Origin of the sequence: Streptomyces cavernae (assembly GCF_004023625.1) — a bacterium.
Classification (GTDB): domain Bacteria; phylum Actinomycetota; class Actinomycetes; order Streptomycetales; family Streptomycetaceae; genus Streptomyces; species Streptomyces cavernae.
The window spans coordinates 19,065-42,127 of sequence record NZ_RPDJ01000043.1; the positions used below are offsets into that span (position 1 = coordinate 19,065).

Here is a 23,063-nt window from a genome sequence, read left to right on the forward strand (position 1 = left end):
CTCCGGCGCGCCCGAGTGCGCGGACCTGTCGTCCGACGACTACATGAAGGCACTTCAAGACGCGAACCAGGAAGGGCGGGACGCGCTGCAGGACCTGATCGACGATGCATCGGCGTCCGCGCAGCCGTGACTCGGCTTGACACATGATCGAACTGAGGCGACTATCTGATGCGCTAGGTTCATTGCGCTCAAAGGGTCACCCACCGGGTGGCCCTTCCGCATTTCCCCGGGAGCACTGCATGGCGCACACCCCCGTCCTCCTTGCCCCCGGCGATATCGCCCACCTGATCCGCCGCCCCGTCGGCACGGTCACCCGCTGGGCATCCGAAGGCCGGCTCACCTCCTACGACGGCCGCTATGACTGGCTGGAGCTGCAAGACGTCGTCGCTGGCCGGCGCCGGGTCCCGCCCATCCGCCATGCCTCCGCCCGCTCAGCTGCCTGACCCGCCCTCACAGACCAGCCCCCGCATGCCGCTGACGCGGCGGAGGGGCTTTTTGACGCCTGCCGCCGTGTATTGAGGGGTGCCCGGCGGCAGGCCCCCTCTTCCCATGCGCGCGGGCCCCGGCCGACGACTCCACGGCCGGGGCCCGCGCTCTTCCCAGACATCGAAGGGGGCGATGCGCGCCGTGGTCCATCAGTGGCTCTTGGGCCGGGGGAACAGCGAACTGGGCGCCGAAGGCATCTACACGTGGTCGCTGCCCGCGTGGGTCGTCGAACTGCCGTGGGGCGGACACTTCAACGTGTGCCCCTCCGCAGGGGTTTGCGCCCAACTTTGCTACGCAAGACAGGGTGCGTACCGGTTCAGCAACGTACGGGCAGCCCACATGCGGAACCTGCTGCTCACCCTCCAAGACCTGCCGGGCTTCGAGCAGCAGATGACCGAAGAGGTCCAGCACCCCCGCTACCAGGGCGCCCACGTCCGCATCCACGACAGTGGGGACTTCCACAGCCAGGACTACCTGGAAGCCTGGCTGCGCATCATCCGCTCCGCACCCGGCGTTTCGTTCTACTGCTACACCAAGGAAGTCGCCCTCTTCAAAGACGTGGTGGAGCCCGACCCGCCCGCCAACTTCGGATGGTGCTACAGCCTCGGGGGCAAGCAAGACCAGGCCATCGACCTGGACACCATGCGGCACGCCGACGTGTTCCCCAGCGAGGAAGCCGTCGAACACCACGGCTACGCCTCGCAAGACGAGTCCGACCTGCTCGCCGTGTACGGCCCACCTCAGGTCGGCATCCCGGCGAACAACATCCCCCACCTTCGCCGCATCCAAGGCGCGCACTCGTTTGGCGCCTTGCAGCGCATCCGCGACAACCAGGTCCACGCCAAGTCCGGCCGCAACCACCCATCAGACCCCTCCGAGTGACGAGGACCGCTCATGCCTGCCGTCTACCTCGAAACCCGCGACATCCCGATCGCCGACCTCACCCCGTTCCCCGGCAACGCCAAGAAGGGCGACGTCGCAGCGATTCGTGACTCGCTGCGCCGTAACGGCCAGTACCGGTCGCTGATCGTGCGAAAGGCCGGCAAGGGCGCGCTCACCGTGCTCGCCGGGAACCACACGATGCAGGCGCTCGCCGCTGAGGGCGCCGAGACGGCGCGCTGCGAGGTCATCACCTGCGACGACCAGGAAGCCAAGAGGATCAACCTCGCGGACAACAGGCTGTCCGAGCTCGGCACGTGGGATGAAGACGCGCTCGCCGCGCTGCTGAAGGACGTCCAAGACGACCTTGACGGAACCGGCTACTCCAGTGACGACCTGGACGAGCTGTTGCAGACCACGGGCGAACTCGCGGCCAACGCGACCGAGTTCTTGACGGACTTCGTGGCCCCTGCCCCGGCGTCGCCTGCCCCCGCGGCCCCGGCCGCCATACCGGGCGCACCCGCCCCGGCAGCCGCCATACCTGGTGCGCCCGGTATGGCCGAACCCGCCCAGGACGGGCCCGAGCCGCAGGACGGCGTCGTCCCGCCGCCCGCCCCGCTCGCGCCCGCGCAGCCCTATGTACCGCCCCCGCCCGTGCCCGTGCCGACCGGGCCACTGATGACGCCCGTCCAGTGGGTCGTCACCGTCGAGCAGCGCGACACGATCCGGGCCGCCATCAAACACGCCCAAGAGGCGAACGGCCTGGACAACAGCTCCGCCGCCCTCACCGAAGTGTGCCGGGCATACCTCGAAGCACAGGAGAACCCCTCATGAGCCACGACCACGAGCACCACCACGTGCACGAGCACGACGGGCTGAGCATCATCAACCTGCGCGACGCCGCAGAGGCCATCAAGACCGAAGGCGTGCCCGTCCACGGCGCCCCGGCTACCGGCCTGCCGCTGCACTCCAACGGGCACCTCGGGGTCGACATGCTGTCCGTCCCCCCGAACGCCCGGTTCCCCGTCCACACCCATCCCGGCGACCACCTGCTGCTGTGCCTGGAAGGCGAGGGCACCATCAGCATCGGCGAAGTCACCTACAAGGTGAAGCCCGGCGACATCTACATGGTGCCCGGCGAGATCCCGCACGCCGTCGGCGCCGGCGCAGCCGGGCACGTCCTGATCGCCACCGGCTCGCCGCACAAGCCCGTCGAGTCCCCGGAACGGATGACGTTCACCGACTGGCAGGGGAACGCCACCACCGAGCCCCTGTTCGCGGACGAGACCGCGCCCGGGGCCGAGTCGTGACCCAGCGCAAACAGGCTCTCCGCAGCCAGGACGACTGGGCCAAGATGCGCGCCCGGGCCCGCGACGAGTGGCCGGACGACAAGCTGGACAACCTGATCGACCGGACCGTGGAAGAGATCAAGGCGAGCGTCGCCGGCTGCCGCGCAGCGTACGCCTGGTCCGGCGGCAAAGACTCGATCGCCCTCGGGCACGTCGCCGAACTCGCCGGCGTCACCGACTGCTGCTTGGGCATCTCGAACCTCGAGTTCCCGGCGTTCCTCCAGTGGGTCACCGACCACATGCCCGACGGGCTGACCGTGGTGAACACCGGCCAGGACCTGCAGTGGCTGGCGAAGAACCCGAACATGCTGTTCCCGCAAGGCGCGTGGGGATCGAAGTGGTTCACGGCCATCAACCACCGCAGCCAGGCCCGCTACTACCGGGACCAGAAGCTGGACGTGCTCCTGCTTGGCCGCCGCCACTCCGACGGCAACTACACCGGCCCCAAGGGCGCGACCGAGTACACCAACCGGGCGGGCATCACCCGCTCCTCGCCGATCGCCGCCTGGTCGCACACGGCCGTGTTCGCGCTGATCGACCGCGAGGGCCTGGCGATGCCGCCCTGCTACGACTGGCCCCGCGGCTACCAGGTCGGCACCGGCTCGTGGCCCGCCCGCCAGTGGACCAACAGCGTCGACCACGGCTTCGAGGAAGTGTGGGCCATCGACCCGGACGTGGTCCGCCAAGCCGCCCCCGTACTGCCGCAGGCCGCGGACTGGATGACCCGCACCGGCCATGCCTGACCCGGAAGGGACAACACCCCGTGTGCGGGATCTTCGCCTACACCGGGCACGGCGCTCCTGACCGCGAGCTGCTGACCGCCATCACCCGCGCTGCCGCCACCCGAGGCCCACACGCCCACGGCTGGACCACCGGCGAAACAACGCACCGCGCGCTCGGCCCCATGGATCCGGACGCCGCCGTCACGGCCTGCCAGGACGCCCACCAGTGCCTCGGACACGCCCGGCTCGCGACCTTTGGCCGGTACGACGACGAGGACGCCGTCCAGCCCGTCACCGTGGACGGCCACCACGTGGCCTTCAACGGCAACATCTACAACCCCGTCGAGGTCCACCCGGGCACCTGGCCAGCCGACACCCACCATCTCGCCCACGCGTACGCCGCAGAGCGCACCCACGGCCACAGTCCGCACCGAGCCCTCGAACGGGCGTTGGCACCAGCCCGGATGAACGCCTGGGCCGTGGTGATTCTCGACGCCAGCGGGGCCCTCGTCACCTACCGCCAGGGCCTGCCGCTGTTCACGTACCGCGCCGAGGGCGGCCTGTACCTGGCGTCCCGCCACTTCCACCCCGACGCCAGCGAACTCGCCCCCAACACCCTCACCGTGGACACCCCATGACCCAGAACCCCTCCGGCGAATCCGGCCGCGTGCACGTCCACCGCCGCCAACACTTCGACCGCAAGCACCTCTCCGTCGACGTCTATACCCTCGCCCTCGAACGCACCGCCTACATCCTCGACAACCACGACCGGGTGCAGGTGATGTTCTCCGGCGGCAAGGACTCCACCGCCGTCCTCAACGTCGCCCTCGAAGTCGCCCACAGCGACCCGCGGTTCGAACGACACCTGCCGCTGAGCACGATCTTCTTCGACGAAGAAGCCATCCCGCAGGAGACCGCCGACTACGTCGCCAGAACCTTCGCCCGGCCCGACATCGCAGGCGAGTGGTACTGCCTGCCCGTCCAGCACCGCAACGCCTGCTCCCGCACCCACCCCTACTGGTGGCCCTGGGCCCCCGAAGACGAGGAACGCTGGTGCAGGCCGCTGCCCGAGCAGGCGATCACGAACATCCCCGGCTTCCAGGTCTGGCCCCAAGAGGCCCGCATGACCATCCCCGAAATGGCCGGGCTCCTCGCGCCGCCGCCGCACACCACAGCATCGCTGATGGGCATCCGCGCCCAGGAGTCCATCACCCGTCTCCGCGCCGTCAGCAAGAAAGCCGTCGACAACTACATCATCAAGGCCACCGGCAAAACCGCCCGCGGCAACCTGTTCAAGGCCTATCCGGTCTACGACTGGCGCCACGAAGACGTCTGGGCCGGCCCCCGCGTCCACGGCTGGGACTACAACCACGCCTACGACCTGCTCGAGATGGCAGGCGTGGGAATCAGCATCCAGCGCTGCTCACCCGCCTTCGGCGAAGAGCCCCTGCAGAAGCTCTACACCTACGCCCAGTGCTTCCCCGACGTGTGGGCGAAGATGTGCGAGCGTGTCCCCGGCGTCGGCGCCGCCTACCGCTACGCACTCACCGAGCTGTACGCATACAGGGACCGTCCTGACAAGCCCGATGGCATGCCCTGGCAGGACTTCATCTCCCACTATCTGCACAAGTTCCGGCCCAAGGAAGCTGCCTCCGTCGCCGAGCGGATCAAGAAAGAGATCGCCTCCCACTACCGGCGCACCAACAGCCCCCTCGTCTACAAGGCCATGCACCCCATCTCCGGGCTGTGCTGGCACTTCCTGCTGACGATCGCCATGCGCGGCGACTTCAAGAACCGCAAGCAGGCCGGGGCCCGCATCGCGAACCATGCCTACGACAAGCTCTGGCGGGAGTACACCGCCGAAGTCGCCGCCATCCGCGACGCCGGCACTGCCCACGAATACGGCTACCCCCGCCCCTGGCCGACCGACCCGGCCTCCCTCGTCGTCGAAGTCGTCCAGAAGAAGCGGTAGTAACCCGCTGGGCGGAGAAGATGCAGGCCAGAGCCTAACTCGCATTGGTGTAATGAGTAGGCTTAGCTCATGATCGAAACGAACTTGGCCTGGCTCGCAGGCATTTGGGACGGCGAAGGATCTGTTGGCATCACTCGGCAGAACCGAGCGGGCAACACCAATCGGGTCCTCGTCCCTCAAGCGCAAATCCAGATGACCCATGAAGTGACCGTCGCGAAAACCGTAGAGATTCTTCGCGGCCTCGGGCTGAACGCCCTTCAGCACACGTGGCACGAGCGCAAGGCACACCACAAGGACATGTGGGGCTACAACATCACGCGCACTGGCTACGTCCTGACGATGGCGAACGCTCTCCTCCCGTACGCAGTCACCAAGCAGGAGCACTGGACTCTGATCAAGGAGTTCTGCGAACTGCGGGTTGCGCGTGTCGGACTTGACGACCAGGGCCGCCTCAGAAGAGGTGGCACGCCAGGAAAATGGTGGACCCCTTACAGTGACCGAGAACTCGAAATCGCTGACCGCCTCAAAGGCCTCACACGGCGTGGAAAACCAGCCGGTGGGGAACGTGCAATGGCTCCCGCGTAAAGCCCTCTCCAGCAACGACTGGAATCCCAATGTCCAGGCGCCGCCTGAGCATCGGCTGTTGGCCACGAGCATCCTCGAGAACGGGTGGACGCAGCCGATCGTGGCCCGTGAACAGGCCGACGGCACGTACGAGATCGTTGACGGCTTCCACCGCTGGACCGTCGCAGCCCAGGCCGCCATCGCCGCCCTCACCGGAGGTCTCGTCCCGGTCGTTGTGCTCCCGCCGACCGACCCGGCCACTGCCCGCATGGCCACCGTGCGCCACAACCGGGCACGCGGTACGCACCACGTTCTCGGCATGGCATCCATCGTGGACGACCTGCTCAAGCTGGGCATCGAGCCGACCGAGATCGGCCGCCGTCTGGAAATGGACGCCGAGGAGGTCGAGCGGCTCGCTGACCGGGGCGACATGCTCGCCCGGCACGCCCCGGACGGCTTCAACAACGGATGGACCGTCGGATGACCGCCCGCCTTCGGTACGACCGCCTGTACATCAACGGGCAGTGGACCGCCCCGCTCGGACGGGACCGGATCACGGTCATCAGCCCGGTCACCGAGGCCCCCATCGGATCATGCCCGGCAGGCTCGCCCGCCGACATCGACGCCGCGGTGACGGCCGCACGCGACGCCTTCGACTACGGGACCTGGCCGCGCATGACCGTTGCCGAACGGGCCGAGGTCCTCCAGCGGATGGCCCGGCTGTACGCCGACGGTGCTGCCGAGGCCGCTAACCTGATCACGCTGGAGATGGGGGCGCCGGCACGGTTCACCGCCCAGACCGAGCACCCGAAGCAGATCTTCGACTACTACCTTCAGTTGGCGGCCTCCGGGCGGGACCTGTTCACCGAGCATCGTGACCAGCACACCATCACCCGCGAGCCGGTCGGCGTGTGCGCGCTGATCACGCCGTGGAACATGCCCCACAAGACGATCTTGATGAAGGCGGTCCCGGCGCTGCTCGCCGGCTGCACGCTCGTCATCAAGGCCGCCGTCTGGTCGCCGCTGTCCGCGCTGTGGCTCGCCCAGCTCGCCGACGATGCGGGCCTGCCCGCAGGCGTGTTCAACGTGGTCCCGGCCCGCCCGGACGCGGCCGGGCACCTGGTCACGCACCCGGGCATCGACAAGATCGCGTTCACGGGCTCGACGGCCACCGGCATCCGGATCGCTTCCCTCGCCGGCCGGAACCTGACCCGCGTGTCGCTGGAGCTCGGCGGCAAGTCCGCGATGGTCGTCCTGGACGACGCCGACGTCGAGGCCGCCGTCGACAGCGTCCTCGACAACAGCCTCGCCTGCTCCGGACAGATCTGCTCCAACCAGACCCGGATCCTCGTCGCCCGTCCCCTGTACGCGCAGGTCTGCGGGGCGCTCTACGAGCTGCTGGCGGCCCGCCTGACGGTCGGGGACCCCGCGGACCCGAGCACGCAGATCGGGCCGCTGGTGTCCGCAACGCAACTGGAACGTGCGCGCGCCGCGGTGCACGCGCACGACGTCGCGCCCGTCACCGGCGGCTACCGCCCTGCCCGGCCCGGCTGGTTCCTCAAGCCCGCCCTGTTCACCGACGTCGACCCGACCGCCGCCCTGTTCCGCAACGAGGTGTTCGCCCCCGTCCTCGCCGTCACCCCGTTCGACACCGACCTGCAGGCCGTCGACCTGGCGAACGCCACCCCGTACGGACTCGACGGCTCGGTCTGGTCCGCAAGTCCGGACCGGGCGCACGCGGTGGCGGCCGGAATCCGCACCGGCATGATCCACATCAACGGCGCCCCGCACCCGATCAGCGCGCCGATCGGCGGCTTCAAGGCCTCCGGAATCGGCCGCGAGCTCGGGCCCGACGGGCTGCACGCCTTCACCGAGGTCAAAGCCACCATCACCGGCCCGAGGGCCGCGGCCGCCGTCCCCGCAGGCGCGCACCGGGGCGAGACGGGCGCCTGGTAACGCGACCGAGGGCGGGCGACCCCAGCATCCGAAGGAGGAGTGCCCGCCCTCGGGTGGTACCGATGCGAGGAACAGTGACGTCACAATCGGCGGCGACCCGCTCGCCTTCCCGCACCTGCTCCCGCCCCCAACCACGGGGCCCGTCACGGTCGCGGACTATGCCCGCCTGGCCGCTCTCCTCGCCGTCCGTCACCAGCACACCCGCCCGGCCATACCGCAGGTCCTCGTAGACACGGCCCGCACCACACGGCCTGGCTGCTGTCCTGGCCGGGGGGCCACCGGCGACGGCAAGACCCCCAACCCGTGTGCCGGCTGGTCACGGTCCTCGACGGCACGCTGACCGAGGACACCCGCACCACCAGCCGGGCGCTCGCCCCGCACACGCACCGCTTCCACCCCCCAGGCTGCTGGCCCGAGCTGGTCAACGCCACTGCCGAGCCAGCCACAGCCCTGGTCCTCTCCTTCCGCCCCTGACCCCTCGCACCCTCACGGGAGGCAGCCGTGGCCGACGACCTCAACGAGGAAGACCGCGCACGCGCCGTTCAGGCCCTCAACCTGAAGCTGGCGGGCGTGGACTGGCACACCATCGCCAGCAAGCTCAACTACGCCGACGCCGTGGACGCGATCGAGGCGGCCACGGCCGTAGCAGACACCCAGTACGACGGGCTCCCGATGGACCCGCTGCGCGTGCTGGAAGTCCTGCGCTACGACCGGCTCCAGGCCGCGGTCTGGCCGCACGCGATGAAGGGCGACCTCGCCGCCGTAGACCGGGCGTTGACGATTGGTGACCGCCGAGCCCGGCTGCTGCGCCTGAACCGCAGGAGCGAGGATTGAGCAGCCTGCGCCCCGAACGCGCCGAGGGGGACAAGCCCCGCTGTGGCGCGCAGAAACGCCAGGGCGAGCCGGGGGAGACGTGCACGTTCGTCGCCGGATGGGGCACCGACCACGTCGGAACCGGACGGTGCCGCCTGCACGGCGGAAACACCCGCAACCAGCGGGCCGCCGCCCACGCCCAGAAGGCCGAGCAGGAAGCCCGCGCGCTCCTTGCCAGCCTCGACGTCACCCCCGTCGACAACCCGTTCACCGCCCTGTCCCGGCTCGCCGGGCAGGCCGTCGCCTGGCAAGAGACCATCGCCGGCATCGTCAACCAGCTCGGCGACCGAGTCCGGTACGAAGGCGCCGGCGGCAACGAACAACTCCGCGCCGAGATCGTCCTGTACGAACGCGCGATGGACCGCTGCGCCCAAGTCCTCGGCATGATCGCCCGCCTGAACATCGAAGACCGCATGGCCCGTGTCTCCGAACAGCAGGCCGAGATCGTGGTCGCTGCGATCGAGGCTGCGCTCGCCGCCGCAGGAGTGACCGGGCGCGACGCGGACGAGGCCCGCACCGTCGCAGCCCGCCACCTGAGAGCTGTCTAAGTCCCCGTACGGCCTTCTGGCCCTCTCGCAGGAGGCGTTTCATGCTCGCTATCGCTGACCCGCTTGCACTGGCCGCAGACCGCCTTGAGGGCCGTTCAGCAGCCACCGAGCGATACCCGACCCCGCACGACCTGGCCCGCGCCCTGGACCCGCGCGTCGTGCGCACCCCCGCCCTGGCGCTCCTCGATCAGAACCTGATCGACGTGGCCGAAGGCCGCTGCAAGCGGCTCATCTGGACCATGCCCCCGCAGGAGGGCAAGTCCCAGCGCGTCAGCCGCACATTCCCCGCCTGGCTGCTGGCCCGCAACCCCGACCTGCGTATCGCGATCGCCTCGTACGAGACGAACACCGCCCGCCGCTGGGGCCGCGCGATCCGCAACGATATCCAGGCCAACCCCGACAAGCTCGGGCTGCGCGTCCGTCGCGACACCCGGTCGGCGCAGGAATGGCAGATCCAAGACCACGCTGGCGGCGTGTACTCCGTCGGTGTCCAGGGCGCGCTCACCGGCCGCCCGGTCGATGTACTGATCATCGACGACCCGATCAAGGACCGTGCACAGGCCGAGAGCCTGACGTACCGCGAGCGCGTGTGGGACTTCTGGACGGACACGGCAAGGACCCGTCTCGCGCCGGACGCCGTCGTGATCGTCGTGCTCACCCGCTGGCACGAAGACGACCTCGCCGGGCGTCTCCTCGGCCAGGACGTGCGCCGGGAGTGGCGGCACGTCAACATCCCCGCCGAGGCCGACCACGACCCGGAGAAAGGGCAGACCGACCCGCTCGACCGGGAGCCCGGCGAGTTCCTGCTGTCCGCCCGCGGCCGCACAGACCAGGACTGGCGGGACACTCGTCACGACGTCGGCACGCGGACCTGGATCAGCCTGTACCAGGGCCGGCCGTCGCCCGAGTCCGGCAACGTGTGGAAGCGGCAGTGGTGGCGCCGGTACAGCACCCCCCTGTGGTCGCAGCATCCCACGCAGCCGGACGCGTACCAGGTCCGCGACGTCGACCAGATCATCATGAGCTGGGACATGACGTTCAAAGACACCAAGAGCTCGGACTTCGTCGTGGGGCAGGTGTGGGCCCGCAAAGGCGCGGACGCGTTCCTCCTGGACCAGATCCGCAAACGGCTCACCTTCACAGACACACTGACCGCGTTCCAAGCCCTCGTGGCCCGTTGGCCGCAGGCCACCGGGAAGCTCGTCGAAGACAAAGCCAACGGCACCGCGGTCATCAACACCCTGAAAACCAAGATCCCGGGCATCCTGGCGGTCACGCCCACCGAATCCAAGTACGCCCGCGCGAACGCCGTCTCCCCGATCATCGAGGCCGGCAACGCGCACCTGCCGGACAAGACCATCGCCCTGTTTGACACCGACGAACTGATCGAAGAAGCAGCGTCGTTCCCGAACTCGACCCACGACGACCAGGTGGACGCCACCAGCCAGGCCCTCGCTCACCTTCTGCTCGACAGCACCGGCGCAATGGCGTGGATCAACTACGCCCGCAGGCAGGCAGCCGCCAACGCGGCCGCCGCGGCGGCCGCCGCCGAAGCCGGTGGAGAGCCGGACCAGCCCGAGCCGGACGCGCCCCCCAGCCTGCCGCCCGACGCTCCTGAGGATCCGGCCGCCGCCCGCAAACGCGCTCGAGACGCCGCCCAACGGCAACAGAACAACCTCCGAGGAGGCTGAAGTGGACCCCCTCAACCCTCCCCCAGCACCCGTACCCGTCCCCACATTGGCGGGGCCCGCCTGCACGGCGTGCGGGGAGCCAGCCGTCGTGAACTGGCTACGCCGCCCTACCGGGGCCGAGGTCGCGGACGCTATCGCTGCCGAGGAGAAGCGCCGCGAAGACCTGCTCCTCTTGGCCGACCAGCAGCTTCCCACTCCGGAGTTCGGGCCGTTGCCGACCGGCAACGGCATGACCCGCAGCGTGTACGCGTGCGCTACGCACGCCATCACCCTGGACGCCGCCTCTCGCATCCATGCCAGTAGCTGTATGGCACCGGACCCGGCCGTTCTGCCGGGCTGCGACTGCACCCCCGAAGTGCAGGCGCCCACACCGCCGAGCGATTCCGTTCCGGTCAAGCTGCCCGAGCACTGGTTCCCCGCGACCGATGGCCAAGCGTAAACAGGAGGCACAGCAACGATGGGCCTCCGTGACCGTCTCGCCAAGGTGTTCGGTAACCAGCCGCCTGCCACGATGCAGGCTGGTGAAGAAGCCGCGGGCATGACCCCGACGCGGCCGTTCTCGCCGGGCCAGCCGATCGGCCCGTACGACGGCTTCAGCCGCACCCCCCGCACCCACGACTTCGTCTCCGGCTACAACGTGGCCGCTCGGCCGAAGTCGCACGAGCGCGTTTCCTTCGACACGTTGCGGGGCCTGGTGGAGGCCTACGACGTGGCGCAGATGTGCATCTGGCACCGCATCGACTCCATCCGCGCCCTGAACTGGTCCGTCGTACCGGCGCGCGGCTTCAAGGGGGACGCTGACGCGGCAATCAGCCAGGGCATGGCCGCGCTGGAGAAGCCCGACAGGCAGACCCCGTTCGGGAACTGGCTCGCGAAGTGGCTGTACGACGTGCTCGCCTACGATGCGGGCACCTTGTACCGGCTGCGCAACCGCGGCGGCAGGGTCATCGGGCTGCGGCCCGTGGACGGCACGACGATCGCCCCGCTGCTGGACTACTGGGGCCAGATCCCCGAGCCTCCGGCCGAAGGGTTCGTGCAATACGTCAACGGGCTGCCGTGGAACTGGCTGACCAGGAACGATCTGATCTACGAGCCGTTTCGGCCGCGCACCAACAGCCCGTACGGTGTCGCCCCGCTCGAAGCGATCCTGCTGAACGCGAACACCGACCTCCGGTTCCAGGCGTACTTCCTCCAGAGGTTCACGTCGGGGAACATCCCCGAAGCCTTCGCCTCCGCGCCCGAGACGTGGACACCGGAGCAGATCGAGCAGTTCCAGGGCTACTGGGATCAGCTACTCCTCGGCGACCAGGCCGTCAAACATCAGATCAAGTGGATACCGGGCGGCTCCACGATCGCCTGGTCCAACGAGAAGAACTTCGAGGACACGTTCTCCCTGTTCCTGATGAGGAAGACCTGCGCCGCCTACCACGTCACGCCCGCCGACCTCGGGTTCACGGAGAACGTCAACCGGTCCAGCGGCGAAACCCAGGCAGACGTGCAGCACCGCGTTGGTGACCTGCCACTCATCACCTACGTCCAAGGCGTGCTGACCCACTTCCTGCGCCACGACCTCAACCTGCCGGTCGAGTTCAGTTTCGACACCGGCCAGGAAAAAGAGGACAGGCTCACCCTGGCGCAGGCGTGGCAGATCTACATCGAGTCCGGCATGGCCAGCCCGGACGAGGGCCGCGAGACGCTGCTGGGCCTGCCGAGCGACCCGCGCCGGCCGACCCCCCGCTTCTTCAACGCCGGCCGATACGGACCCATCCCACTCTTGTCCCTTAACGGCGCGGGCGGCCACATCAGCCCGGAGACGTTCGCCCCCGCAGACGACCAGCCCATCCTGCCGCAGCCGTTCGTGGCCGCGCCCGGGGTCGTTCCGGCCGAAGGCACCGCAGACGCGGAGGCTGCCGCCGAGGCCGAGGACACCTATCAGACCGCCGTGCGGGAGACGGCTCAGGAGTCGGCGGCCGCCGCGGTGGCCAAGGACGCCTCGGCGGGTGCGACGACAGACGTCACCACCGCAACCGGCATCACCAGCTACGACCTGATCGGCCAGGACGACGAGGAGGAGAACACCCCACTGAACGACGAGCGGGTGCAGTCTGCGAAGGCGGAGACGATCGCGTTCCGACGGTTCGCCAAGGCCCGCCGCCGCGCACGCACGTGGCGAGACTTCGAGTTCCGGCACGTCGATGCGCGCACCGCGCGCCGCCTCAACCAGGCCGGGCGGGCTGCGGTCCGTAAGGACGCCGGGGAGATCGCCGTCGCCGGGCTCGCGGTCCGTGCGGCCGACACCGGCCGGGTTCTCATGCTCCAACGCGCGCTCGACCCGGACGATCCGGCAGGCGGCACGTGGGAGTTCCCCGGCGGCTACCTCGAAGGCAACGAAGTACCGGTCGCCGGGGCTACCCGCGAGTGGAGTGAAGAGACCGGCTTCATCCTGCCGTTCGACCCGGAAGGCATGGCGGCCCTGGCGTTCGCCGCTCCCGCGTGGACGACCGGCATCTACGCCGGGTTCGTCTACACGGTGCCGTCCGAATCCGTGCTCGACCTGACCCGACGCGGCCAGGTCACTAACCCGGACGACCCGGACGGCGACGTGCTGGAGGCCATCGCCTGGTGGGATCCCGCGCAGCTGCGCGGAAATCATGCCGTACGCCCGGAACTCCTTGAGTCGCTGGACCTCGTGCTCGGTGCGCTCGGCTGTAGAACCGGTGAGGAGCCGCAGCCTGGCGAGGAGCGGATGTGCCCGTGCGGCATGACCGCCCGGTTCGACGAGATGGACGGGTGGCAGCACCTCGACGGCTCGCACGGTCACGACGATGACGAATCCGTCGCGGAGAAGCTGGGGTTCGCGAAGGCAGCGGCCGACCCAAAAGGTGACGCCCCCACCCAGGGGGCGCCTCAGTGGCCCGGCTGGGCGCTGGACGAGGAGTGCGCCGGCTACTGGGCGCAGGCCCTCGCCAGCGCCACCGGGGGCGTACTGACCGCAGCACAGGCCGAACAGCTCGCCCGCGACTACCAGGCCGTACAGCCCCCGCCTGATGACAGCGCGGCCGTGGAGGTGCTCGCGGCGGCCGCCGTACTGTGGCTGGCCACCCGCATCAACCTGACCGCACCCCTGACCAGGGTGCTTCAGGCCCTGTACGCCGACGCCTACCTGATCGGTGCAGCCTCTGCCCGTGCATTGCTGGACGGCAGCGTGCCGAACACTGCTGGATGGGCGCCCGGCGACACCGCCACGGCCCGCCGCCTGGTCGCCAGCCTCAACGTCAGCGACGGCCTGCAAGCCCTCGCCAGCACGGTGAGCGACCTGGTGGAGCAGACGACAGCCAGCCGCCTGAAGGACGTTGCCCGCGAGCTCATCAAAGGCGTGCGGGCCGGCCAGGACGATGCCGCGATCGGCCGGGCGATCCGCAATGTGCTCGGCAGCGTGAGCCGGGCGCGCACGGTCGCCCAGACGGAGACGACCCGCGGCTCAAGCCACGCGGCGATCACCGTCTACCGGCAGCAGGGCAAGGCCCTGGGCGTGTGGCTGATCGACCCGAGCAACCCGTGCCGCGTGTGCCAGGCCAACAGCGCAGCGAGCCCGCTGCCGCTCGGGGACCCGTACCCGAGCGGGGACCTGTACCCGCCCGTTCACCCCAACTGCCGCTGTGCCCTGGTCGCCGTCTGACGGAGGTGTGCTCATGCCCGAACAGCGTTACGTCCTCGGTGTCGCCTATCAGGCGGGCCCGGACCCCCGCATCAAGCGCGGAGCCGACGGCGGCCGCGACTACTTCAGCCCGGAGGAACTGGAGAAAGCTGCCTGGTCGTTCCTTCGCAACGGCCCGCAGGTCGGCCTGTTCCACGCCGACGGCACGGAAGGCGCTGCGGAGATCGTCGAGTCGTACATCTGGCGCGGCGACGACTGGGCCCTCGAGGACGGCGTGGTCGTCAAGGCCGGGGACTGGCTCATCGGCGCCATCCTCGACCCCGTCGCCTGGGACCTCTACAAGTCCGGCCGGATCACCGGCTGGTCACCGCAGGGCACAGCACGCCGCATCACTCCAGGGAGTAGGCCATGACCAGCCCGGCAGACGACGAGTTCACCGAGCTGGTGGACGCCACGATTCCCCGCGTGGACCTCGTGGACAAGGCCGCCAACGGCCTGCCGTTCCTGCTCGCCAAGCGCCAGGACGGTGCGGGACTCGTGGACGCCGCCACGGTGCGGGCCCTCATCGGCAAGACCGCCGACCCCGACCCCCAGCCCGCCAACGAGCAGGAGCAGGTGACCATGAGCGGCAGCCCCGCGGCCATCGCGAAACTCATCCATGAAGCCGCCGTCAGGCACGCCGCCCCGGCCGCCGAGTCGGCTGATGCCGACGTGGCCAAGGGCGCGGTGGTTGACGGGCCGACCGGCCCGGAGAACGACCTCGATCCGACCACGATCCTCGCCACCCCCGAAGGCGAGCAGGCGCCCGGAAGCCCGATGGAGCCCGGCTCTCCGGCGTGGGAGGCCGTCGACGCGGCCACCGCCCGCAAGTGGACGGCGATCCTGTCGCGGGCCAAGTCGGCGGTCGCCGTCCTGGCTGAGCGAGAGCTGCTCGAAGCCGCATCCGCCGACCGCAGCGACTACGACAGCGCGCTCGACCTGACCGACGCCGAGTGCGCCATCGACTACGCCATCTCGATCCTCGCGCCGTTCGCGGTGGACGAGCAGGCTGAAGTGGACTGTGCGGCGGACATGGTGGCGGCCGTCGGGAAGGCCCTCACCGACTTCGACGCGACGTCGCTCGACACGATCGAGGCCTTGACGCAGGTCACCAAGGCTGGCCGCGTCCTGTCAGCGAGGAACGAGCAGGCCATCCGCGATGCGGTGGACGCTCTGCAGAAAGTCCTCGCGTCCCTTCCCGCACCCGTACCCGACAGCCCGGAGGGCGGCCTGCCGGTCGCCAAGGAGGAGACCGCCATGCAGCCGCAGACCGAGCCGTCCCAGACGGCCGACACCCCGGACGCCGTCGACAAGGCGGCCGACACCGAAAACGCGGACGCCGTCGACACGGCCACCGACCCCGAGGCCCCGGACGTCGTCGGCAAGGCCGACCAGGCGCCGCAGATCGCGGTGTACGACGCGAAGGGCCGCCTCGTCGGCATCGTGGCTCCCGAGAGCCTGATCCCGGTGGAAAGCCCCGGCGAAGACGACGGTGAGGAGACCCCGGCCGCCGAGGAGCCCGCCGTCGAGCCGGCCGCGGATGACGCGGCCCCGCCGACCGACCTGAACCCGGCACCGGCCGCAGAGGTCGGTACCCCCGCCGACGAGATCGGCAAGAACGAGCACACCGACAACGAGACCGACAACGAGACCGACACCGACGCCACTTCGGACGCCGACGTACTCAAGAGCAGCATCGCGGGCGTGGTCAAGGCGGAACTCGACGCATACAGCGCCACTCAGCAGGAGGTCTTCGCCAAGCAGGCGGAGGCCCTGGCGGAGCTGGCGAGCGTCGTTGAGACGCTGAAGGGCCGCATCGGGACGCTGGAGGAGCAGCCCGCCGAGCCGAAGGTGTTCACCAACGGAGCCGTCCCGCCCGCGGTACTGCGCGGTCAGGACCGAGGCGCCACGCCCCTCGACAGGGGCCGGGCCCTGGAGATGAAGAAGTCCCTGTACGGGGCCGCTGACGCGACCGAGCAGAACCGGGTCGCACAGGACATGCAGGCCAACGCCATCGCCCAGCTCCAGAGCATCCATCAGCAGCGCGCGTAAGCGCCCCCCAAACCACATCCCGCGAGCCCCCGAGACACCAGTTGTCCGGGGGCTTCTTGCATGCCCAGGAGGCATCTCCATGAGCACCGCGCTCAACGAAATGACCGAAGAGACGCTGTCCGCCATCAGCAAGGCCCAGACGACCGGCATTCTCCAGTCGACCGGTATCTACAGCTACGACCTGTCTGGGCTGGTCAGCCTCATCCCGGTCGTCACCCCGTTCCGGGACATCGTGGCCCGCACGCCGTCCCCGGACGGTAACCCGTACGCCGTATGGCGAGCGATCATGGACGTGACCAGCAGCCAGCCGGACCCGTCCATGGGCTTCGACTTCGCCGCACCCGAAGTGCAGTTCTCGGAGCAGGACTTCCAGGCCCGCTACAAGCCGACCGGCTACGCCGGGTTGGTCATGCAGGACGCGTACGACCTGGCCAAGGGCTACGCCGACCCGTACGCCGTCGCGACGTTCCAGGTCCTGAACCAGGTGCTGATCGCGGATGACCGCAAGCTGATGGGCGGCCAGTCCTTCGCGCTCGCCCGCCCAGCCGCCCCCACCCTCACCCAGTCCGCGACCGGTGGCTCCATCGGTTCCGTCACCGCGTATGTCGGTGTCGCGGTCCGCACGGGCAGCGGCTACTACTACGGATCCGGCAACAGCCGAGGCAACTCCAGCTCGACCACGTTCGCGTCCGGCACGACCAACGCAATCATCGCCACAGTGCCGGCCGTCCGGGGCGCGGTCGCCTACGACTGGTTCTACAGCGCGAACGGCACGACCTGGTACTACTACACGACCACGACCGTCAACACTGTCCAGATCACGGCGACGATCACCGCCAACCAGGCCCTGCCTTCCCTGCCGGACATGTCGACCTCGTGGAGGGGCACCGCCAACAGCGTCCCGACCTTCAATGCAGCCTCCGACAACGGCAGCGCGAATGCCGCAGACTACGACGGCTTCCTCGCCTCGCTGACGGGCGACTACAACGGCGCCGGCCAGTGGGTACAGCCTGGCAACGGCACCGGCAACCCGTCCATCTGGAAGAGCCTCGACGGCGCCGCGCTCACCCTGTCCGGCGGCAGCATCGCCGAGATCCAGGACAAGCTGTTCCTGCCGCTGTGGCAGCAGGTCAAGACCTCCCCGACCGCGCTCATGGTCAACGCCGTGCAAGCGCAGCAGATCGCCAACCTGATCCTCGGCTCCACCAGCGCGACGACCTACCTGAACACCGACTCCAGCGGCCGTATCAGCGTCACCGCTGGCGGCCGAGTCGGCGAGATCGTCAACGCCCCCGCTGGCGGTGTGACGGTCCCGATCGAGGTTCACACCTCCCTGCCCCCGGGCACGATCATCGCCCGCACCGACCGGGTTCCGTTCCCGCAGGCCAACATCTCCTCGGTGCTGGAGTACCGGTCCCTGCGCGACACCGCCCAGTTCGACTACGGCATCTCCCGTATCGGGGGCACGGCCGGTGGCGGCCCGCGCAAGGAGTTCGAGATCCGTTCCGTGGGCGCCTTCCTGAACCGTGCCCCGGTCGCGATGGCCGTCCTGTCCAACGTCGGCTGACCCGGGCTCGCAGCCGAGGTCGACAGAGCAGCCACGGGACGGCCCCCCACGGGCACCTGCCCGGGGGGCCGTCCCGGCGCCACCCGAGTTTCAAGGAGAGCAGCAGATGCGCCTTTACACGCGCACGGGCGCGACCGCGGTCGATGACCCCGAGTACGGAAACTTCCAAGCCGACGACGAGGGCGGGTTCGACCTGCCCGACCCCCTGGCCAACCGGCTTCACGGCTTCCACATCAACGGGCGTCCGGCGTGGGAGACCGACCTGGAGCGGCAGAACCGGCTGATCGCCGAGGAGATCGAGCGGCGCAAGGACCCGGCGACGCTGCTGGCAGCAGTGCAGCAGCTCGTGGCCGCGGCACAGTCCCTGCCCCAGGCCGCCGCCGAGCCGCCCGCCACGCCCGCCAAGCGCACGCCCAAGCGTGCCACCGCCCCGTCCAAGTAACCCGACCAACCGGAAGAAGGGGTGACCGTTGCCCACCACCCCGTACGTGACCGCAGCCGAGTTCGCCGCGCACCCCACCTACCTGGACCTCGACGACCTGCGCTCCGGGGTCAGCGACCCGGCGGCACAAACGGCCGAACTGACGAACCTTCTGCTGACGGCGTCGGCGTGGGCCGACGGCGAGTGCAACCAGCCGCTCGCCGCCCACCAGGTCACCACCACGACACGAGGCCGGATCGACCAGGACGGCATCCTGCGCGTGCACGCCTTCAACCATCCCGTCCTGGCCGTATCGTCCCTCGCGTACGGGCCAACCCCGTTTGCGCTGACCACCCCCGACACGTCACGGCAGTGGGCGCTCGAGGGCGAAACGAACAACGTGCTGCTAAACACCGGCCACGCCTTCCCGGCCGGCCAGTGGCTGACGGTCCAGTGGACCTACGTGGCGGGCTGGGTATCCACCGTCCTCACGACGGACGCCCCAGCGGAAGCCGGATCGCTCACGGTGGCCGACCCGACTGGCATCCTCCCGGGCACCTCCTACCGGCTGTGGGAACCCGGCAGCGAGGAAACCATCACAATCTCCCCGTCCTACACCCCGCCAGCAGCCACCACGCCCCCAACAGCGACCGCGGTCCCGCTCGCCCGACCGACCACCTTCGCGCACACCGCGGGCGCCGGCTGGTCAGGCATGCCCGCAGACATGCGCCTGGCGGTCGTCAACTACACGGTCTCGCTGCTGATGCGCCCGGACACCACCGCCGAGGACGCCTACCCGGACACCTCGCTCGCCGCCACCACCCGGCAGCAGGACAGCCGCAGGGACGGCTCCGGCCTCGTCGCCGAGGCCAAACGGATCCTCAACACCTATGCGAGACGCGTATGAGCATCCAGACCGCACTGGACGGCATCTGCCGCTACTTCGGCGGCCCGTACGACCCGCCAACCCGCACCTACCGAACGTCGCCGCTGGCTCAGTACGGCGTCGGCGTGGTCCGGCGCGGCTGGCCCAAGCGGGACGACCACGCCGACTACTTCCACGGCCAGCAGCCCGGCGCCCGCACAGGCTGCCAAATCGTGGTCTACATCCCCCGCAGCACCGAGACCCGCTTCGCAGTCGGCGGCGCCACGGGCGGCCACAAGAACGTGCTGTACGAGGTGCAGTTGTGCTGCTACATCCGCTCCCGCACCCCGCATGCGGAGGACGCGCAGGACGACGTGTACGCACTGCGGGACGCCCTCGTGACACACCTACGCGCTGATCGCACGCTCGGTGGCGCGGTGTTCGAGGCGGGCGAGGCAGTCGACGGCGGTAGCGGCTCCGTCGACTTCGAGTACGGCCAGCCCGAGACGAAAGCCGAGCTGACCAAGTCGTTTCTGCTGATGACGTTCCCGGCGCTGGAGATCGTCCAAGCCTGACCCGGCCCCGCACCCCTCTTTCCCCCAGTTGTCCACCGGACCGGAGTTCCGCATGCCTGCGAAGCCTGCCCCGTCGCCTGAGCCGGACCCGACTCCGGCCGCCGAGGCCACCCCCGCACCCGAGCCCGCGCCGAGGGAGTCGGCCACGGCCGACGGACGGCTCCCGGCCGGGATGTACCAGTTCACCGGCACCCTGCCGACCCAGTACCTCGACGTGCCGCTCACTGCCCGCCCCGCCGACGGCGACAGCCCGGCGACGGTGTTCGCCTGGCCGTTCGGCGCGCCCGCAGACGGCCGCTGGGAGCCCACCAGAAGGAAGCCCAACCAGGTCGCGGACAACGACAACGCCGCGCCGCTCTCCACGGAGGAGTGACCGGTGGTCGCCACGTACGCATCCACAAAGCAGTTCGTCGGCATCGCCCCGGAGGCCGCACAAGGCACACCGGTGGCGATGACCGCCACCCAGCTCCTCACCACGTTCACACCCAGCGACAAGCCCACCTACCTCAAGGACCAGTCGTGGCACGGGTCGATGGGCACCGACGCCTTCGCGCACATCCTCGGCACCGGCACCGCCGACATCAGCCTCGGCGGCCCCGTGTACGGAGACACGGCCGGGTACTGGCTGCGGAACATCCTCGGTGACGTGGCCGTGACCGGCACCCCGACCGGCAGCGGCGCAACCACCCTGTCCACGTCCGCCGCGGCCGGCGCAACGTCGATCACGACCGCGGCCACCATCGCGGCGGGCACGCTCGTGCAGATCGGTACCGGCGCCACCGCCGAGGTCGTCACAACCGGCGCCCCGAGTGGATCGGGCCCGTACACCATCCCGATCACGAGCGCGGGGGCGGGCCTGGCGTACGCGCACGCGTCGACGCAGGCGGTGACCCCGGTCCAGCCGGGCGGCCCGTTCACCTACGCCTGGTCGCTGCTCAACAGTGGTGGCGGGCAGCCGCCGTCGCACAGCATCACGCACTACCTCGGCCCGACCGCCGGGACTGGTGCGCGTCAGTACCCCGGCTTCTGCCTCAGCCAGTACAACTTCACTTTCAACGCCGAGTCGGAGTTGCTCGCATGGACGGGACAGGGCACCTCGTGGCCGTCAGCCATCGCGAGTGCCGCGCCGACCGCGGCCCCCACCACCGTGCTGCCGACCGCCTCGTGGCGTACGCGGGTCGGTATCGGCGGGCCAGCGTCCGGGGGCACCCTCGTGCAGACCGTCACGGACGGCGAGGTCAACCTCACGCGCGAGCTCCAGCCGGTGTTCACCGCCAACGGTTCCCGCACCCCGTACGTCATCCACCGCGGCGGCCTCACCGTCGCCGGGAAACTGAACTTCTCCGCCGTGTCCGACGAGAGCGTGCTGCTCTACATGCTGAACAACACGCAGCCACCCGTGCAGATCGTGTGCGACAACGGCCTGGCCGGTAACGCGCAGATCATCGTGCAGCTCGACATGCAGTCGGCGGCGTTCACGCAGGCCGACCCGGACACCTCGAAGGCCGCCGTCGGCTACCAGGCGTCGTTCGAGGCAAACTTCAACACCACCAACGCAGGCGGGTCCGGGGGCATGTCCCCGATCAAGGTGTCCGTGACCTGCGCTGTCCCGCCCGGCTCCTTCTGACCCCACGGCCGGCTTCCCCCTGTCTGCGGTCCTGGAGAAGGAAGGGCTCCGGGACCGCACCCCCCTTCCACCTGAGAGGTCAAACCCTCATGTCCGACCGTCACTCCCTCGTAGCCGAAGGCTCCTGGGTCCAGCTCCGTGACCCGCGCACCCTCAAGTCCGGCGACAAACGGCGTGTGCTGCGCGCGATCCGCGACACCGGCGAGACCGGCGAAGTCGCGCTCAGCATGCTCGACGCGATCGCCATCGTCGCGATCGAGACGTGGAGCCTGGCACTGCCCGTGCCCGCGGTGGACGTCGCCGCGCTGGACCTCATGGAGATCGCGGACTACGACAAGCTGTCCGACCTCCTCGCCCCGACGCAGGAAGCCCTCTTCCCGACGCCGGTAGACGCCGAGAGCCCGGAACAGGCGGAGGACCCGCAGTCCCCTACCGAGCCTTCCGCCGCATAGTCGCGCGGCTGGAAGGACGCCCCGTCCCAGGCAGCGAGACGCTGCCGCCCACGCTGCTGGAGGAAGCAGCCGACTACGCCTTCTTCGCCGAACGCTGGGGCTGGCCCCCGTCCGTGGTCGACGAACAGCCCGCGTGGATCCTCGATCGGCTACCGACCCTCGCGGCCGCGTGGGACGAAGCCAAGGCCGCCGTCAACGAACGCGCCGCCCAAGAGGCAGAGAGCCAAACGGGGAGGTGACGGGCTGGTGGACGTCCACGTCAACGTCCAGAGCGACGACCCGCTCGCCGCCCTGGACCAGCTCGCGCTGAGGGTACGCACCGCCACCCGCAAAGGCGCCAAGGAAGCCCTTCGCCTCGTGCACCGCCGTGCCTGGGCCCAGCTGTCGCGCTACTACCACCCGCCGAACACGCCCATCCCGTCACCGCCAGGCCAGCCACCAGCCCGAATCACCGGGCACCTGCGCGGCTCGCTGTCCCCGACCGGCCCCTTCCCGACAGCGGGGGGCTTCGGCGGCCGGCTCGGTCCCACGGCCGTGTACTCACGCATCCAAGAACTCGGCGGTCGGGCCGGCCGAGGCCACTCGGTGACGCTGCCGCCCCGCCCCTACATGCGGCCCACCAGGGCGTCGGTCATCGCTGACGGCTCGCTGCGCCGCGCGTTCATCGGCGCCTGGCGCCGCGCCCTGTAGCCCCTGCCCGGCACGAACAACTGAACAAGGGGAGGGCCCGTGTCCGACTACCTGCCCCCCGTGGTCCTGGAGCTCGA

General features: G+C 69.7%; 26 protein-coding genes. All 26 read left to right on the forward strand.

Translation table 11 applies throughout. The features are described from left to right. The first annotated feature begins 239 nt into the window (after nt 1-239). The 26 genes from EF387_RS38490 (at nt 240) to EF387_RS38610 (ending at nt 22,986) form a co-directional block, all read left to right on the forward strand. Nucleotides 240-443 (forward strand): DNA-binding protein, encoded by a 204-nt coding sequence (locus tag EF387_RS38490; RefSeq protein ID WP_128381256.1) that lies wholly within the window; start codon nt 240-242, stop codon nt 441-443. A 175-nt stretch (nt 444-618) separates the two neighbouring features. Beyond that, nucleotides 619-1,368: a GP88 family protein gene (locus tag EF387_RS38495; protein WP_162467285.1), complete on the forward strand. Its 750-nt coding sequence runs from the start codon at nt 619-621 to the stop codon at nt 1,366-1,368. Between the two features lie 12 nt (nt 1,369-1,380). Continuing rightward, nucleotides 1,381-2,199 (forward strand): ParB/RepB/Spo0J family partition protein, encoded by an 819-nt coding sequence (locus tag EF387_RS49520; RefSeq protein WP_128381257.1) that lies wholly within the window; start codon nt 1,381-1,383, stop codon nt 2,197-2,199. Further along, nucleotides 2,196-2,675 carry a cupin domain-containing protein gene (locus EF387_RS38505; protein ID WP_128381258.1) on the forward strand — a complete coding sequence of 160 codons (480 nt, stop codon included), beginning with the start codon at nt 2,196-2,198 and terminating at the stop codon, nt 2,673-2,675. The genes EF387_RS49520 and EF387_RS38505 overlap by 4 nt, the downstream gene beginning before the upstream one ends. Continuing rightward, on the forward strand, nt 2,672-3,457 hold the full coding sequence (locus EF387_RS38510; RefSeq protein WP_202918501.1) for a phosphoadenosine phosphosulfate reductase domain-containing protein: 786 nt from the start codon (nt 2,672-2,674) through the stop codon (nt 3,455-3,457). The genes EF387_RS38505 and EF387_RS38510 overlap by 4 nt, the downstream gene beginning before the upstream one ends. 20 nt (nt 3,458-3,477) lie before the next feature. Next, a complete protein-coding gene (locus EF387_RS38515) occupies nt 3,478-4,074 on the forward strand; it encodes a class II glutamine amidotransferase (RefSeq protein ID WP_128381259.1) in 597 nt (198 codons plus the stop codon). Continuing rightward, entirely contained in the window at nt 4,071-5,408 is a 1,338-nt protein-coding gene (locus tag EF387_RS38520; protein ID WP_128381260.1) for a phosphoadenosine phosphosulfate reductase domain-containing protein, read from the forward strand. Before EF387_RS38515 ends, EF387_RS38520 begins: the two co-directional genes overlap by 4 nt. 69 nt (nt 5,409-5,477) lie before the next feature. After that, nucleotides 5,478-5,993 (forward strand): hypothetical protein, encoded by a 516-nt coding sequence (locus tag EF387_RS38525; protein ID WP_128381261.1) that lies wholly within the window; start codon nt 5,478-5,480, stop codon nt 5,991-5,993. Next, a complete protein-coding gene (locus EF387_RS38530; RefSeq protein WP_238431940.1) occupies nt 5,974-6,456 on the forward strand; it encodes a ParB N-terminal domain-containing protein in 483 nt (160 codons plus the stop codon). Before EF387_RS38525 ends, EF387_RS38530 begins: the two co-directional genes overlap by 20 nt. Beyond that, the gene (locus EF387_RS38535; protein ID WP_128381262.1) at nt 6,453-7,928 is read left to right on the forward strand and encodes an aldehyde dehydrogenase family protein; all 1,476 of its coding nucleotides are present in this window, start codon (nt 6,453-6,455) and stop codon (nt 7,926-7,928) included. The genes EF387_RS38530 and EF387_RS38535 overlap by 4 nt, the downstream gene beginning before the upstream one ends. A 303-nt stretch (nt 7,929-8,231) precedes the next feature. After that, nucleotides 8,232-8,402 (forward strand): hypothetical protein, encoded by a 171-nt coding sequence (locus EF387_RS46860; RefSeq protein ID WP_155589808.1) that lies wholly within the window; start codon nt 8,232-8,234, stop codon nt 8,400-8,402. Between the two features lie 27 nt (nt 8,403-8,429). Next, the gene (locus EF387_RS38540) at nt 8,430-8,762 is read left to right on the forward strand and encodes a hypothetical protein (RefSeq protein ID WP_128381263.1); all 333 of its coding nucleotides are present in this window, start codon (nt 8,430-8,432) and stop codon (nt 8,760-8,762) included. Then, complete coding sequence (locus tag EF387_RS38545) at nt 8,759-9,349, forward strand: hypothetical protein (protein ID WP_128381264.1); 591 nt, start codon at nt 8,759-8,761, stop codon at nt 9,347-9,349. Before EF387_RS38540 ends, EF387_RS38545 begins: the two co-directional genes overlap by 4 nt. Nucleotides 9,350-9,390: 41 nt before the next feature. Continuing rightward, complete coding sequence (gene terL, locus EF387_RS38550) at nt 9,391-11,040, forward strand: phage terminase large subunit (protein ID WP_128381265.1); 1,650 nt, start codon at nt 9,391-9,393, stop codon at nt 11,038-11,040. A gap of 88 nt (nt 11,041-11,128) precedes the next feature. After that, on the forward strand, nt 11,129-11,479 hold the full coding sequence (locus EF387_RS38555; protein WP_128381266.1) for a hypothetical protein: 351 nt from the start codon (nt 11,129-11,131) through the stop codon (nt 11,477-11,479). 99 nt (nt 11,480-11,578) lie between these two features. Then, nucleotides 11,579-14,719 (forward strand): phage portal protein, encoded by a 3,141-nt coding sequence (locus EF387_RS38560; protein ID WP_162467286.1) that lies wholly within the window; start codon nt 11,579-11,581, stop codon nt 14,717-14,719. Between the two features lie 13 nt (nt 14,720-14,732). Beyond that, nucleotides 14,733-15,110: an XkdF-like putative serine protease domain-containing protein gene (locus EF387_RS38565; protein WP_128381268.1), complete on the forward strand. Its 378-nt coding sequence runs from the start codon at nt 14,733-14,735 to the stop codon at nt 15,108-15,110. After that, the gene (locus EF387_RS38570; protein WP_128381269.1) at nt 15,107-16,789 is read left to right on the forward strand and encodes a hypothetical protein; all 1,683 of its coding nucleotides are present in this window, start codon (nt 15,107-15,109) and stop codon (nt 16,787-16,789) included. Before EF387_RS38565 ends, EF387_RS38570 begins: the two co-directional genes overlap by 4 nt. Before the next feature lie 79 nt (nt 16,790-16,868). Further along, nucleotides 16,869-18,356, forward strand: a complete 1,488-nt coding sequence (locus tag EF387_RS38575; RefSeq protein ID WP_128381270.1) for a hypothetical protein — start codon at nt 16,869-16,871, stop codon at nt 18,354-18,356. Between the two features lie 106 nt (nt 18,357-18,462). Beyond that, on the forward strand, nt 18,463-18,798 hold the full coding sequence (locus EF387_RS46865; protein ID WP_155589809.1) for a hypothetical protein: 336 nt from the start codon (nt 18,463-18,465) through the stop codon (nt 18,796-18,798). Nucleotides 18,799-18,826: 28 nt separating this feature from the next. Next, on the forward strand, nt 18,827-19,684 hold the full coding sequence (locus EF387_RS38585) for a hypothetical protein (RefSeq protein ID WP_128381271.1): 858 nt from the start codon (nt 18,827-18,829) through the stop codon (nt 19,682-19,684). Then, nucleotides 19,681-20,217 (forward strand): hypothetical protein, encoded by a 537-nt coding sequence (locus EF387_RS38590; RefSeq protein WP_128381272.1) that lies wholly within the window; start codon nt 19,681-19,683, stop codon nt 20,215-20,217. Before EF387_RS38585 ends, EF387_RS38590 begins: the two co-directional genes overlap by 4 nt. A gap of 52 nt (nt 20,218-20,269) precedes the next feature. Beyond that, entirely contained in the window at nt 20,270-20,590 is a 321-nt protein-coding gene (locus tag EF387_RS38595; protein ID WP_128381273.1) for a hypothetical protein, read from the forward strand. Nucleotides 20,591-20,593: 3 nt separating this feature from the next. Then, nucleotides 20,594-21,844: a phage tail tube protein gene (locus tag EF387_RS38600; protein ID WP_128381274.1), complete on the forward strand. Its 1,251-nt coding sequence runs from the start codon at nt 20,594-20,596 to the stop codon at nt 21,842-21,844. A gap of 89 nt (nt 21,845-21,933) precedes the next feature. Next, the gene (locus EF387_RS38605; RefSeq protein WP_128381275.1) at nt 21,934-22,296 is read left to right on the forward strand and encodes a hypothetical protein; all 363 of its coding nucleotides are present in this window, start codon (nt 21,934-21,936) and stop codon (nt 22,294-22,296) included. Between the two features lie 246 nt (nt 22,297-22,542). Continuing rightward, complete coding sequence (locus EF387_RS38610; RefSeq protein WP_128381276.1) at nt 22,543-22,986, forward strand: phage virion morphogenesis protein; 444 nt, start codon at nt 22,543-22,545, stop codon at nt 22,984-22,986. Nucleotides 22,987-23,063 lie beyond the last annotated feature (77 nt).

Bases quoted from the DNA above. Each gene is read 5' to 3' on its own strand.
- EF387_RS38490 (WP_128381256.1), top strand. From the start codon at position 240: ATGGCGCACACCCCCGTCCTCCTTGCCCCCGGCGATATCGCCCACCTG.
- EF387_RS38495 (WP_162467285.1), top strand. From the start codon at position 619: ATGCGCGCCGTGGTCCATCAGTGGCTCTTGGGCCGGGGGAACAGCGAA.
- EF387_RS49520 (WP_128381257.1), top strand. From the start codon at position 1,381: ATGCCTGCCGTCTACCTCGAAACCCGCGACATCCCGATCGCCGACCTC.
- EF387_RS38505 (WP_128381258.1), top strand. From the start codon at position 2,196: ATGAGCCACGACCACGAGCACCACCACGTGCACGAGCACGACGGGCTG.
- EF387_RS38520 (WP_128381260.1), top strand. From the start codon at position 4,071: ATGACCCAGAACCCCTCCGGCGAATCCGGCCGCGTGCACGTCCACCGC.
- EF387_RS38525 (WP_128381261.1), top strand. From the start codon at position 5,478: ATGATCGAAACGAACTTGGCCTGGCTCGCAGGCATTTGGGACGGCGAA.
- EF387_RS38535 (WP_128381262.1), top strand. From the start codon at position 6,453: ATGACCGCCCGCCTTCGGTACGACCGCCTGTACATCAACGGGCAGTGG.
- terL (WP_128381265.1), top strand. From the start codon at position 9,391: ATGCTCGCTATCGCTGACCCGCTTGCACTGGCCGCAGACCGCCTTGAG.
- EF387_RS38560 (WP_162467286.1), top strand. From the start codon at position 11,579: ATGACCCCGACGCGGCCGTTCTCGCCGGGCCAGCCGATCGGCCCGTAC.
- EF387_RS38565 (WP_128381268.1), top strand. From the start codon at position 14,733: ATGCCCGAACAGCGTTACGTCCTCGGTGTCGCCTATCAGGCGGGCCCG.
- EF387_RS38570 (WP_128381269.1), top strand. From the start codon at position 15,107: ATGACCAGCCCGGCAGACGACGAGTTCACCGAGCTGGTGGACGCCACG.
- EF387_RS38575 (WP_128381270.1), top strand. From the start codon at position 16,869: ATGAGCACCGCGCTCAACGAAATGACCGAAGAGACGCTGTCCGCCATC.
- EF387_RS46865 (WP_155589809.1), top strand. From the start codon at position 18,463: ATGCGCCTTTACACGCGCACGGGCGCGACCGCGGTCGATGACCCCGAG.
- EF387_RS38590 (WP_128381272.1), top strand. From the start codon at position 19,681: ATGAGCATCCAGACCGCACTGGACGGCATCTGCCGCTACTTCGGCGGC.
- EF387_RS38595 (WP_128381273.1), top strand. From the start codon at position 20,270: ATGCCTGCGAAGCCTGCCCCGTCGCCTGAGCCGGACCCGACTCCGGCC.
- EF387_RS38605 (WP_128381275.1), top strand. From the start codon at position 21,934: ATGTCCGACCGTCACTCCCTCGTAGCCGAAGGCTCCTGGGTCCAGCTC.